This is a genomic window from Halomonas sp. PAMB 3264 (genome assembly GCF_031954245.1).
Taxonomy (GTDB): domain Bacteria; phylum Pseudomonadota; class Gammaproteobacteria; order Pseudomonadales; family Halomonadaceae; genus Vreelandella.
Window position 1 is genome coordinate 2,351,314 of record NZ_CP134866.1, and the last position, 11,215, is coordinate 2,362,528.

Here is an 11,215-nt window from a genome sequence, read left to right on the forward strand (position 1 = left end):
ATAAAGTTAGTCGTTAATAAAGTCAGCCGTTAATCAAGCCGGTGGTTGAAGCCAATCCGTTTTCGTAGCGATACCCGGGCCTTATCTGGAATTCGGCCCGGGCCTTCGACCCGGGCGCGCAAGGAGTGATCGTGAAGGAACTACCTTATCAGGCGAAAGCCGTCATCGGGCGTCGCGAAATGGTGACGCTGCCGGAACTTGGCCTGCATCTTTGCTGCAAGGCCGATACCGGCGCGCGCACCTCGGCGCTTCACGCCGAGGAGATCACGACCGAAGAGGACGAACACGGCCAGCTCTGGATCAGCTTTGTTACCCATAGCGGCGGGCCCGCCACGCCCTCGCACCGCTATACGCTCCATTTGCATGACCGGCGCCGCGTCACCAGCTCCAACGGCCACAGCGAGTGGCGCTACGTGATTCGCACGCCGGTGATACTGGGCGAGCTCAATTTCCCCGTCGAGCTAACGCTCACCGACCGCAGCAATATGCGCCATCCGATGCTGCTGGGTCGTCGCGCCATGCGCCGCCTGCTGGTCGCGCCGGGCGCCGCTTTTTTGCACGGCGAACCCTAAACCTGCACCTCTTATCGTGATCCGAACCGGAGCCCTGTATGCATATTGCCCTGCTTTCGCGTAACCGCAACCTCTACTCGACGCGCCGGCTCATCGAGGCCGCCGAGGCCCGTGGCCATACGGCTCGCGTGGTCGATACCCTGCGCTGCTACATGAGCATCGCCGCCCACCACCCGTCGATTCACTACAAGGGCGCCGAGATCGAGCGTTTCGACGCGGTCATTCCGCGTATCGGCGCCTCGGTCACCTTCTACGGCTGCGCGGTACTGCGCCAGTTCGAGATGATGGGTACTTACGTGGTCAACGATTCGGTGGCGATCACCCGCTCGCGCGACAAGCTGCGCTCGCTGCAGCTTCTCTCGCGCAAGGGGCTCGGGCTTCCGATCACGGGCTTTGCCCATTCGCCGGATGACATTCCCGATTTGATCACCATGGTGAAAGGCGCGCCGCTGGTGATCAAGCTGCTCGAAGGTACCCAGGGAATCGGCGTGGTGCTCGCCGAGACCAACCAGGCCGCGGAATCGGTGGTGCAGGCGTTCATGGGCATGAAGGCCAACATCATGGTGCAGGAGTACATCAAGGAGGCCAAGGGCGCCGACATTCGCTGCTTCGTGATCGGCGACAAGGTGGTGGCGGCGATGAAGCGCCAGGCCGCCGAAGGCGAGTTTCGCTCCAATTTGCACCGTGGCGGTACCGCCAGCGTCATCCGTATTACGCCGGAGGAGCGCTCGACGGCGATCCGCGCCGCCAAAGCGATGGGACTTCAGGTCGCGGGGGTGGATCTTCTACGCGCCAACCACGGCCCGGTAATCATGGAGGTCAACTCCTCGCCCGGGCTTCAGGGTATCGAAACCGCGACGGGCAAGGACATCGCCGGGCTGATCATCGAGCAGATCGAGAAAAACGCGGCCCCGTCGCGTAAGGCCCCGCCCAAGCCTAAAGGTTAAGGTAAAACCGCTAAAATAATCCGTTCAAGGGGTGGCAAATCCCGGCCACCCCCGCCACAATTTGCGTCACCGAAGGAGGTAGACGCTCATGTTTCTTGATAATCGCCAGGTGGCGATGGACAGCGTGCTGGAAGCGCTGGCCGACAGTATTGACTATTTCCAGGATAACCTTGAACGCCTGCGTCCCTCGCTGCGTGACAGCCTTAAACCGTACTACGCCGCCAGGCTCAAACAGATGCGCCAGCTACAGTCGCTTGCGCGCACCCATCTCAAGATGCTGCCTCGCGATGCCGACGTCGAACGCGACGACTTTCTGTGGCTTTGGAGTCGGCTAAAAAGCTTCGTGGGTAACGACAGCCAGGTGCTGATCAACGAGCTGCTGGAGCAGGAGCGGGTGCTGATGCAGGCGCTCTCCACGCTCTTCACCCACCCGCTGCCCGAGCCGATCGAACCGGTGATCGATGCCGCAATGAAAGCGTGTCGCGAGCTGATTCGCGAGCTCTACAGCCTGCAAAAGCAGCGCGCCAAACGCTGATCTTTTGAACGTTTACCGAGCGGGCTTCTTCGGTGCCTGACGCTCGAGCGTTGCATCGGCCTCTTCCAGCGCGGCGTCCTTTAAAGAGAGTACGACCGGCAGTCGGTAGACCAACGGTACGTAGCCGGCCTCTTGCGCCTCGCCGGGGCCCACCTCGATGGGCTCCGCCGGGCCGAGAAAGTGGGGCGCGCGCCCCCAAAGATAAAGATCGCCCAGGGTGGCCACTCGGGCGGCGACTTCGCGAAGCCGCAAGCGCCACTCCCCCGCCGCCCGGCGCTGCTCCGCCACGCACCCCGTCACCTCCATCCCCAGCGACCGGCCGATGTAAACCGCCCGCGGCAGATGCCAGCTTTGGGTCACCAGCACCGCCTCATTGAGCTGGAAGACGTCCTTCGCCCGCGCCAAGGTGTCGTAGGTACTGAAGCCGGCGAAATCCAGCGTCATCTGCGTGGACGGTACACCGCGGCGGTGAAGGTCGCGCCACATGGCTCGCGGCTCGTTATAGGCCTGGGTGCGGTTATCGCCGGAAAGCAGCAGGTGATTGACGCGCTCGCGCGCGATCAAATCCGCGGAGGTGCGCATACGAGCGTTGAAGTGCGGGTTTCGAAGCCCGCTGCGAGTCCAGTTCGAGGTGCCGAACACCACCGCCACGTCACTTGTACGGCACTGGGCCACGGGCCGGTCGATATAACGGGCGGTGCTGGCCAACACCCAAACGTTGCCGGCTATAAACACGAATGTCGCCAGCAGCAAAAGCGCTGCCAGCGACATCAGTAGCCACTTGATCGTGCGTTTCACGAAACTAGCCATTCAGCAGCGCCCCGGCCGCCCTTAGAACATGCCGAGCTCAAGCTTGGCCTCGTCGCTCATCATGTCCCGACTCCAGGGCGGGCTGAAGACGATCTCGGTATGCACCTTCGAGATCTGCGGCGCGCCGAGGATCTTGCTGCGCGCGTCGGCGGCGATCACCTCGCCCATGCCGCAGCCAGGGGCGGTCAGCGTCATGCGAACGGTCACCATCCGTTCGCCGCTGATCAGCCGGTCGATGCGACAGCCGTAGACCAGCCCCAGATCGACGATGTTGACCGGAATCTCCGGGTCGAAGCAGGTTTTGAGCTGATCCCAGACGAACGCCTCGATCTCCGCCTCGGAGGCCGACTCATCGAGTGTCGGTGTGGGCAGGGACTCGAGCCCCAGCGCGTCCAGGTGGCGCCCCTCGATCAGGTAGAGCCGCCCTTCGAAGCCCACGCTGACCGTGCTGCCCTTGGCCTGCATGACGCTGACCTCGCTATCCTCGGCCAGCGTCTGGGTGGTGCCAAAGGGAATGGCAATTGCCTCGACATCACGCTGCAGCGGCAATTTCTGGCCTCGGGTCAGGCTTGCGATTTGCTCGATATCCATAGGCGTTATCTCACCATTTTAATGACACGTTCGAGCGCCGCCACGAACGTGTCGACCTCCTCGAGCGTATTATACGCCGCAAAGGAGGCGCGGCACGTCGCCTCGACCCCGAAATGGTGTAAAAGCGGCTGCGCGCAGTGGTGGCCGGTGCGAATGGCAACGCCCAACTGGTCGATCAAAAGCCCGATATCCTGGGAATGGGCGCCGTCGACGACGAACGACAGCACCCCGGCCTTGTTCGGTGCGGTACCGATGATGTTGAGCCCATCGATCTGGCTTACCCGCTCGGTGGCGTGGGCCAAAAGCGCGCTTTCCCACTGACCGATCGCCTCGATCCCCACGCTTTCGACCCAGCCAAGCGCCTCGCCCATGGCGATCACCTCGGCAATTGCCGGCGTGCCCGCCTCGAACTTGTGCGGCGTTTCGGCGAAGGTCGTGCCAGAGGGCTCGAACGAGACGGTCTTGATCATCTCGCCGCCGCCCTGCCAGGGCGGCATCGAATCGAGCAGCGCCTTCTTGCCGTAGAGCACGCCCGCGCCGGTCGGCCCGTATACCTTGTGCCCGGAGAAGGCGTAGAAGTCGGCGTCCAGATCCTGCACGTCGATCTTCTGGTGCGGCGCGGCCTGGGCGCCGTCGACCAGTATCAGCGCCCCCTGCTGGTGGGCAAGCCTTGCCATCTCCTTGATGGGGTTGATGGTGCCCAGAGCGTTGGAGACGTGGTTCACCGCCACGAGTTTGGTGCGCTCGCTCAAAAGCGCCCGGTAGGCGCGGATGTCGAGCGCGCCGCGCTCGTCGACCGGAATCACCTTGAGGGTAAAACCACGCTCGGCGGCCAAAAGCTGCCAGGGCACGATGTTGGAGTGGTGCTCCAGCATCGAGATCAGCACCTCGTCACCGGCGCTCAGATTCTGGCGCCCCCAGCTCTGCGCCACCAAGTTGATCGCCTCGGTGGTGCCGCGGGTAAAGATGACCTGACGCGAATCCTCGGCGTTCAAAAACGCCTGAACCCGGGCACGGGTGCCTTCGAACGCCGCCGTCGCCTCGTCGGCCAGCGTATGCAGGCCGCGATGGATATTGGCGTTGTAACGCGTGTAGTAGTGGTTGAACACGTCGATCACGCGCGAAGGCGTTTGGCTGGTCGCCGCGTTATCCAGATACACAAGGGGCTTTCCGTGAACCTCGCGAGCGAGTATCGGAAACTCATCGCGCAGCGCCTTCAAATCGAAAGGCGCCTGGACGGCAGGACGCACATCAATGGCGGTGTCAGGCATGGCTCGCTCCTTGGTGATTAAGCGCTTACTCGTTGAGGGCGGCGGCGATCTCGACCAGCCCCGCCAGGTTGAAGCGCTCGGGCAGTTTGCCCGCCACGGCGAGCTCGACGCGCTCGCTGATCTCATCGAGCGTAACCTGCTCGAGCACCTCACCGGCGAAAGCCAGCGTCAGCAAACCGCGTGCGGTGGCCTCGTCGATACCGCGGGTGCGCAGCGCATAGACCGCCTCTTCGTCGAGCTGGCCGGTCGTGGTGCCGTGAGAGCACTTGACGTCGTCGGCGTAGATCTCGAGCTCCGGTTTGGCATCGATGTGGGCACGGTCCGAGAGCAGCAGGTTCTGGTTGCTCTGAAAGCCTTCGATCTTCTGGCTGTCGCGCTTGACGTAAACGCGGCCGTTGAACACGCCGTGAGCGCGGTCACCGAGAATGCCCTTGTAGTTCTCGTTGGAGAACGTCAGCGGCGCGTTGTGGTTGACCTTGGTGTGGTTGTCCACGTGCTGGCGACCTTGGCCAAAGAACAGCCCGTACAGGTTGGTATAGGCGTTTTCGCCGTTGAGATCAGCGATGATGTCGTTACGCGCAAGCGCCCCGCCAAGGTTCAGGTTATACGAGGTGTAGACGCTGTCGCGGCTTTGCTCCACGTGAATGCTCGCCACGTGGAAATCGCCGATCGGCGCTTCCTGAAGCTTGTAGTGGGTCAGGATCGCGCCGCGATCGAGCATCAGCTCCGCCACCACGTTGGTGAAGTTGGCGGCATTCGCTTCGCCGGCGTAGTGCTCGATCACCGTCGCTTCACTGCGACCGCCCGCCTCGACGAGAATGCGCGGGTGGCACATGACCGCCTCACCTTCGCGGGAGAGAAACTGCAAAATGATCGGCTTGTCGACCACGGTGTTAGGTGCGATGCGTACCACCGCGCCCTCTTCCATGAATGCCGTGTTGAGCGCGGCGAACGCCGAGAAGTCGACGCTGGTCAAACGACCAAGCGGCCCGCCGACCGCTTCGTGGTTCTCTTCCAGGGCTTTCGAGAGCGGCAGCACCTGAACGCCCTGGGGCAGCGCATCGATATCGGAAAGCTTCGGTGCGAAAACGCCGTCGACGAAGGAAAGGCGATACGCTTCGACCGGCAGTGTCAGCGTTGCCGCCTGGGCCTGGGAGAACTCGCCATCGTCGGCAAGTTTGAAGTGGCCCTGAGCAATGGCGCGCACGTCGGTGTACTTCCACTCCTCGTCGCGGCGGGTGGGAAAGCCCATCGCCTCGAAGCGGGCCGCGCCCGCCTGGCGGCGGGCGGCGATCCAGCTCGGCTCGCCGCTGTAGTTGACGCTGCGCGTTTTTAGCGTATCCAAAAACGTCTGGGTATCGCTCATGCCACGGACTCCTCGATACCTTCGTATCCGTTCGCCTCGAGGGATTTGGCAAGCTCGGCGTCGCCGGTCTTGACGATGCGGCCATTGACCAGCACGTGCACCTTGTCCGGCACGATGTAGTCGAGAAGACGCTGGTAGTGCGTGACCAGCAAAATGGCGCGATCCTCGGCGCGCAGGCTGTTGACGCCGTCGGCCACGACTTTCATGGCGTCGATGTCGAGTCCTGAGTCGATCTCGTCGAGCATCGCCAGTTTCGGCTGAAGTACCAGCATCTGGAGGATCTCGTTACGCTTTTTCTCGCCGCCGGAGAAGCCTTCGTTGACCGCACGCTGCAGAAAGCTTGCGTCCATCTTCATGAAACCAAGCTTCTCTTTAACCAGCTTCATGAACTCGGGCGCGGGCATTTCGCCTTCACCGCGAGCAGCGCGCTGGGCATTGAGCGCCGACTTCAGCAGATAGATGTTCTTGACCCCCGGAATCTCGACCGGGTACTGGAAACCGAGCAGCAGGCCCGCCTGGGCGCGCTCTTCGATTTCCATCTCCAGCACGTCCTTGCCTTCGAACGTGATGCTGCCCTGGGTCACTTCATAGCCATCCTTACCGGCGATGACCGCCGATAGAGTCGACTTGCCGGCGCCATTGGGGCCCATAATAGCGTGAACTTCGCCGGCGTTGATGGTCAGCGTCAGGCCCTTGAGGATTTCGTTGCCTTCGACGGTGACGTGTAAATCGGTAACTTCCAACATGGTAATAACCCTTCAAAATCCAGCGAGTCGCAGGTGCGACGCTTAAACAACAGGTAGTGGCGAAAAATGCTGGCGTCGGCGCTTAGCCGACCGCGCCTTCCAGCGTCACGTTCAAAAGCGCCTCGGCTTCGACGGCGAACTCCATCGGCAGCTCCTGGAAGACGTCCTTGCAGAAGCCGTTGACGATCATGCTCACCGCGTCCTCTTCACTGATACCCCGGCTCTGGCAGTAGAAGAGCTGGTCTTCGCCGATCTTCGAGGTCGTCGCTTCGTGTTCGATTTTCGCGGTGGAGTTGCCGATCTCCTGATACGGGAAGGTGTGCGCCCCGCAGGTATCGCCAATCAACAGTGAGTCGCACTGGGTGAAATTACGCGCGCCCTTGGCTCTGGGGCCGATCTTGACGAGTCCACGGTAGGACTGATCGCTACGCCCGGCGGAGATGCCCTTGGCGACGATGTAGGAGCGCGTACCCTCGCCCACGTGAATCATCTTGGTGCCGGTATCTGCCTGCTGGCGACCATTGGTGACTGCAACGGAGTAAAACTCGCCGATGCTGTCCTTGCCGCGCAGTACGCACGAGGGGTATTTCCAGGTGATCGCCGAGCCGGTTTCGACCTGGGTCCAGCTAATGCGCGCGCGATCACCGCGGCACTCGCCGCGCTTGGTGACGAAGTTGTAGATACCGCCGACACCGTTCTCGTCGCCCGGGTACCAGTTCTGCACGGTGGAGTACTTGATGTAGGCGTCATCGAGCGCCACGAGTTCGACCACCGCGGCGTGGAGCTGATTCTCGTCGCGCATCGGCGCGGTGCAGCCCTCGAGATACGACACCGTGGCCCGGCTTTCGCAGACGATCAGGGTGCGCTCGAACTGGCCGGTATTGGCGGCGTTGATACGGAAGTAGGTCGAGAGCTCCATCGGGCAGGTCACGCCTTCCGGCACGAACACGAAGGAGCCGTCGGTGAACACCGCCGAGTTGAGCGCGGCGAAGTAGTTATCCGCCTTGGGTACGACGGTGCCCAGGTACTGTTTGACCAGCTCCGGATAGTCGCGGATCGCCTCCGAAATCGAGCAGAAGATCACGCCCGCCTCGGCCAGCTGCTTTTTGAACGTGGTCGCCACCGACACCGAGTCGAACACCGCGTCCACGGCCACACCGGCAAGGGCCGCTCGCTCGTGCAGCGGAATGCCAAGCTTTTCGTAGGTTTCCAAAAGCTTGGGGTCGACTTCGTCGAGACTCTGCGGGCGGTCTTCCGGGCGCTTGGGCGCGCTGAAATACGAGATCGCCTGGTAGTCGATCGGCGGGTAATCCAGGTGCGCCCAGGAAGGCTCTTTCATTTTGAGCCACTGACGGTAGGCGTCCAGGCGCCACTCGAGCATCCACTCTGGCTCGCCTTTCTTGTTGGAAATAAAGGCGATGGTGTTTTCGTCCAAACCAGGTGGCAGCGTGTCGCTCTCGATGTCGGTCACAAAGCCATCTTTGTATTCGCGACGAACCAGCTGTTCCATCTCTTCGCTTGCCATGGTCGTACCCTCCAGGCCGTTGGGTGGCGAGCCTGCTCGCCGTCCATAAAGTTAACGCCTTTGCGTGTCTTAAGCAGACACCGCCGACAGGCTGATCGTTTGAATAGGTAGCGCAATAGGCAGTTTGATCGGTGAGGTATCCGCCAGATGCGAAAGCGTGACGCTCTCGAGGAGCGTGCGCAGCGCAATCGACACCCGCTGCCAGTTGTCGGAGACGCCACAGCTGCCCGCAAGCTCGCACTCGCCTTCGGCGTGACTGCACTCGGTCATCGCCACCGGCCCTTCGATGGCGGCAATGATGTCCGCCGCGGTAATTTGGGAGGCGGGGCGCGCAAGCCGGTAGCCGCCCTGAGCGCCGCGCTGGGACGTCAAAAGCCCCGCCTTCGCCAGCATCTTGAGCGTTTTGCTCACCGTGGGGTGAGGCAGGTTGACGGTGCCGGCCAGGTCCGCCGCCGCGTGCGGCGTTTCCGGATGGCGGGCAATTTGGGCCATCACCACCGCTGCGTAATCTGTCAGCCGAGAAAGCTTTAGCATTGAGGCTCCCGATGGGGGTCGCTTTCGATTGAGGACCATTTTAGTCCTGTATGAAATTGATGTGAAGCCCCGGACTCCCCTATTCAACGAAAAGCGGCGTTTTCGTGCACGTTCGCCGCCAATCCAATCATAAAAGCCAATCATTCTCATTTGTAAGTACTATTATAAGTACTATTGAACCGACGCAAAAAGGCCCGCCAAATGGCGGGCCCCGTATCGATTACGTCAGGCTTTTTTGACGAACTGCGACTTGAGCTTCATCGGGCCGATCCCGTCGACCTTGCAGTCGATGTCATGATCGCCGTCGACCAGGCGGATGTTCTTGACCCGGGTGCCGACCTTGACCACCGAGGAGCTCCCCTTGACCTTCAAATCCTTGATGACCGTAACGGTATCGCCATCGACGAGCGGGTTGCCGTTGGCGTCGCGTACCACGCTTTCAGTCTGTACCTCAGCCTCACCGGTTTTGGACCACTCGTTACCGCACTCCGGGCAGACGTACTGCAGGCCGTCATCGTAGGTATAGGCGGAATGGCAGGCGGGACAGTTGGGCAGCTCGCTCATCGAAGGCTCCATCGCGGGAAAACAAAGCGAGGGAGCCTACACACATTGCGCCCGTCACACCAGCACTTAGCGCTGGTAGGTACCGACCAGGCGGTTCATACCGAGAAGATGCGGCTCGATTTCGGTGAGCAGTTCCGACAGCGTCAGCCCCTCGGGTAGCGAGGTCTGTTGATCCAGCGCCAGCACCCAAAAGTAATAGAGGTGTTTACCATGATTTTCCGGCGGCATGGGGCCGGCGTAGCCGGGTTTGTCGAAATCGTTATTGCCGGCGGTGCCGGTGGTAGCGCTCTCTGGAAGCTCGGACAAATCGCCTGGCAGGTTGTATAAAAGCCAGTGAACGAAACCGTAGCCGCCGTTTTTGACCAGCGGCGCGTCCGGGTCATGGCAAATCACTGCAAAGCCTTTCGTGCCTTCCGGGGCGCCCTGCCAGGCAAGCGCCGGCGAGACATCGTCGCCCTCGCCGGTGTACTGGGCGGGTATCGGCTGGTGATCAGAAAAAGCGGGGCTGGTGACTTGCATCGTGGATAGCGCAAAGGCCATGTGAAAGCTCCTTCAAGTGTCGTCCATGTAAGCGGGCGCCGTCCCGCGGTTTTAGTGCGTTAGTACGTGGCGGGCAGCGCCAGCGCATCGGCGTGCTGCTGCTGCCACTGGCGAGCCGTGGCCACGTTGTCGGCGTTGGTGTTGGGGTCGAGCGCCCCCGTGAGGGTAATGACGTCGCCCCGGGTTCTGGCCATCAAGAGCGGGTCCTGGGTGGCGAGCTCCAGCGCGTAAAGCGCGAGCATCAGCTCAAAATCGTCTCGAGTATCGAGACGGGCCAGCAACAGCGGCACCGCCGGCAGACCGATCTCGCCTAGCTTCTCGGCGGCGACATAGCGGGGCCCGTGGCTGCCCGGCGCGACAAAGCGCGGATCCGACAGTCGGCTAACGAAGTAGGCCGCCCGCTCTTCGGGGCTGGTGGCCAGCGGCGGCTCCCAGTAGATATCGGTCATGCCGTAGCGAGGCATCGTCGTGTAGCCCGTGCTGGTGCTTTGCGGCGTTTCTGGCGCTGTTGCCGGCGTGGCCGGCGGTGGCGTGCGGCCTGCGCAGCCGGCCAATAAAGCGGCGACGGCGAGCGCCAGTACGGCACGTGCGCGTTTTCCCATGTTCATCACGTTTTCTCAGGCCCTTCTCTCATGTCAAGGCGTAGCGATTGGGTGAAGGCCGCCGATCATGATGACCAGCGCCCCTGGCGCTTGAGGCGCTTTTCGACCCAGTGGTCGTAGTAGCGGCGAAGCCCCTGCTTGATGCCGGGCAGGCCGATAATATACGCCCCCGGCACGAGCCAGGGAATACGCTTCATCAACAGCCGGTAGGCGTCGATCCCTTCGATGATACGGCCGTTTTCAAGCTCGATGTGCAGCGAGCGCAGCGCGGTGTCGCGTGCAATGCCACGCGCGTTGAGCGTCTGCTCGTACTCGGTGACGTCGCACCACGCGATATCGTCGCCTCGCCGCCCGGCCAAGCGTTCGAAAATTCGCCGGTCCTTGCGACAGCTCGGGCACTGGCCGTCGTAAAAGACCCGCAGATTATCGCGTTTGGAGATATCAGGGTGATTCATGGGCAGTCGCTCCCTTTCGAGACTTCAGTGTGGCACTGCCCGGGGACAACGCAAGCCGCAGTGGGCGATGAACATCGATAAAAAAGCCCGCGCTTTGGGAAAAGCGCGGGCTCGAGGGTCGAGCCGCCGGGCGCATTACCCGGCGCGTTGGTGAGGA

General features: G+C 61.9%; 14 protein-coding genes. 3 read left to right on the forward strand and 11 right to left on the reverse strand.

Annotated features, from left to right (window positions below):
- The first annotated feature begins 131 nt into the window (after window positions 1–131).
- The 3 genes from RN347_RS10640 to RN347_RS10650 all read left to right on the forward strand — a co-directional run bounded on the left by RN347_RS10640 (window position 132) and on the right by RN347_RS10650 (window position 2,054).
- A complete protein-coding gene (locus RN347_RS10640; RefSeq protein WP_263586813.1) occupies window positions 132–572 on the forward strand; it encodes a RimK/LysX family protein in 441 nt (146 codons plus the stop codon).
- A 38-nt stretch (window positions 573–610) separates the two neighbouring features.
- On the forward strand, window positions 611–1,519 hold the full coding sequence (gene rimK, locus RN347_RS10645; RefSeq protein ID WP_263586812.1) for a 30S ribosomal protein S6--L-glutamate ligase: 909 nt from the start codon (window positions 611–613) through the stop codon (window positions 1,517–1,519).
- A gap of 88 nt (window positions 1,520–1,607) precedes the next feature.
- Window positions 1,608–2,054, forward strand: a complete 447-nt coding sequence (locus tag RN347_RS10650) for a hypothetical protein (protein ID WP_252109740.1) — start codon at window positions 1,608–1,610, stop codon at window positions 2,052–2,054.
- A gap of 12 nt (window positions 2,055–2,066) precedes the next feature.
- Here RN347_RS10650 and RN347_RS10655 read toward each other — a convergent pair whose 3' ends face one another.
- From RN347_RS10655 to RN347_RS10705, 11 genes are all read right to left on the reverse strand, one after another.
- Window positions 2,067–2,864 carry an ElyC/SanA/YdcF family protein gene (locus RN347_RS10655; protein WP_311958211.1) on the reverse strand — a complete coding sequence of 266 codons (798 nt, stop codon included), beginning with the start codon at window positions 2,862–2,864 and terminating at the stop codon, window positions 2,067–2,069.
- A gap of 21 nt (window positions 2,865–2,885) precedes the next feature.
- Window positions 2,886–3,455: a putative Fe-S cluster assembly protein SufT gene (gene sufT, locus RN347_RS10660; RefSeq protein WP_263586810.1), complete on the reverse strand. Its 570-nt coding sequence runs from the start codon at window positions 3,453–3,455 to the stop codon at window positions 2,886–2,888.
- A gap of 5 nt (window positions 3,456–3,460) precedes the next feature.
- A complete protein-coding gene (locus RN347_RS10665) occupies window positions 3,461–4,726 on the reverse strand; it encodes a cysteine desulfurase (protein WP_311958212.1) in 1,266 nt (421 codons plus the stop codon).
- A gap of 25 nt (window positions 4,727–4,751) precedes the next feature.
- Window positions 4,752–6,092, reverse strand: coding sequence for a Fe-S cluster assembly protein SufD (gene sufD / locus RN347_RS10670; protein ID WP_311958213.1), 1,341 nt, complete (start codon window positions 6,090–6,092; stop codon window positions 4,752–4,754).
- Complete coding sequence (sufC, locus tag RN347_RS10675; RefSeq protein ID WP_263586807.1) at window positions 6,089–6,838, reverse strand: Fe-S cluster assembly ATPase SufC; 750 nt, start codon at window positions 6,836–6,838, stop codon at window positions 6,089–6,091. The genes sufD and sufC overlap by 4 nt, the downstream gene beginning before the upstream one ends.
- Window positions 6,839–6,920: 82 nt before the next feature.
- The gene (sufB, locus tag RN347_RS10680) at window positions 6,921–8,363 is read right to left on the reverse strand and encodes a Fe-S cluster assembly protein SufB (RefSeq protein WP_263586806.1); all 1,443 of its coding nucleotides are present in this window, start codon (window positions 8,361–8,363) and stop codon (window positions 6,921–6,923) included.
- 69 nt (window positions 8,364–8,432) lie between these two features.
- A complete protein-coding gene (locus tag RN347_RS10685; protein ID WP_263586805.1) occupies window positions 8,433–8,897 on the reverse strand; it encodes an SUF system Fe-S cluster assembly regulator in 465 nt (154 codons plus the stop codon).
- Between the two features lie 225 nt (window positions 8,898–9,122).
- Complete coding sequence (locus RN347_RS10690) at window positions 9,123–9,461, reverse strand: zinc ribbon domain-containing protein YjdM (RefSeq protein WP_311958214.1); 339 nt, start codon at window positions 9,459–9,461, stop codon at window positions 9,123–9,125.
- A 66-nt stretch (window positions 9,462–9,527) separates the two neighbouring features.
- Window positions 9,528–10,001, reverse strand: a complete 474-nt coding sequence (locus RN347_RS10695; RefSeq protein WP_263586803.1) for a YbhB/YbcL family Raf kinase inhibitor-like protein — start codon at window positions 9,999–10,001, stop codon at window positions 9,528–9,530.
- 59 nt (window positions 10,002–10,060) lie between these two features.
- Window positions 10,061–10,603 carry a hypothetical protein gene (locus tag RN347_RS10700; protein WP_311958215.1) on the reverse strand — a complete coding sequence of 181 codons (543 nt, stop codon included), beginning with the start codon at window positions 10,601–10,603 and terminating at the stop codon, window positions 10,061–10,063.
- A gap of 65 nt (window positions 10,604–10,668) precedes the next feature.
- Window positions 10,669–11,058 (reverse strand): thiol-disulfide oxidoreductase DCC family protein, encoded by a 390-nt coding sequence (locus tag RN347_RS10705; RefSeq protein ID WP_263586801.1) that lies wholly within the window; start codon window positions 11,056–11,058, stop codon window positions 10,669–10,671.
- Window positions 11,059–11,215: the final 157 nt, after the last annotated feature.

Coding starts and splice junctions, on each gene's coding strand:
- rimK (WP_263586812.1), top strand. CDS start 611: ATGCATATTGCCCTGCTTTCGCGTAACCGCAACCTCTACTCGACGCGC.
- RN347_RS10650 (WP_252109740.1), top strand. CDS start 1,608: ATGTTTCTTGATAATCGCCAGGTGGCGATGGACAGCGTGCTGGAAGCG.
- RN347_RS10655 (WP_311958211.1), bottom strand. CDS start 2,864: ATGGCTAGTTTCGTGAAACGCACGATCAAGTGGCTACTGATGTCGCTG.
- sufT (WP_263586810.1), bottom strand. CDS start 3,455: ATGGATATCGAGCAAATCGCAAGCCTGACCCGAGGCCAGAAATTGCCG.
- RN347_RS10665 (WP_311958212.1), bottom strand. CDS start 4,726: ATGCCTGACACCGCCATTGATGTGCGTCCTGCCGTCCAGGCGCCTTTC.
- sufD (WP_311958213.1), bottom strand. CDS start 6,092: ATGAGCGATACCCAGACGTTTTTGGATACGCTAAAAACGCGCAGCGTC.
- sufC (WP_263586807.1), bottom strand. CDS start 6,838: ATGTTGGAAGTTACCGATTTACACGTCACCGTCGAAGGCAACGAAATC.
- sufB (WP_263586806.1), bottom strand. CDS start 8,363: ATGGCAAGCGAAGAGATGGAACAGCTGGTTCGTCGCGAATACAAAGAT.
- RN347_RS10685 (WP_263586805.1), bottom strand. CDS start 8,897: ATGCTAAAGCTTTCTCGGCTGACAGATTACGCAGCGGTGGTGATGGCC.
- RN347_RS10690 (WP_311958214.1), bottom strand. CDS start 9,461: ATGAGCGAGCTGCCCAACTGTCCCGCCTGCCATTCCGCCTATACCTAC.
- RN347_RS10695 (WP_263586803.1), bottom strand. CDS start 10,001: ATGGCCTTTGCGCTATCCACGATGCAAGTCACCAGCCCCGCTTTTTCT.
- RN347_RS10700 (WP_311958215.1), bottom strand. CDS start 10,603: ATGGGAAAACGCGCACGTGCCGTACTGGCGCTCGCCGTCGCCGCTTTA.
- RN347_RS10705 (WP_263586801.1), bottom strand. CDS start 11,058: ATGAATCACCCTGATATCTCCAAACGCGATAATCTGCGGGTCTTTTAC.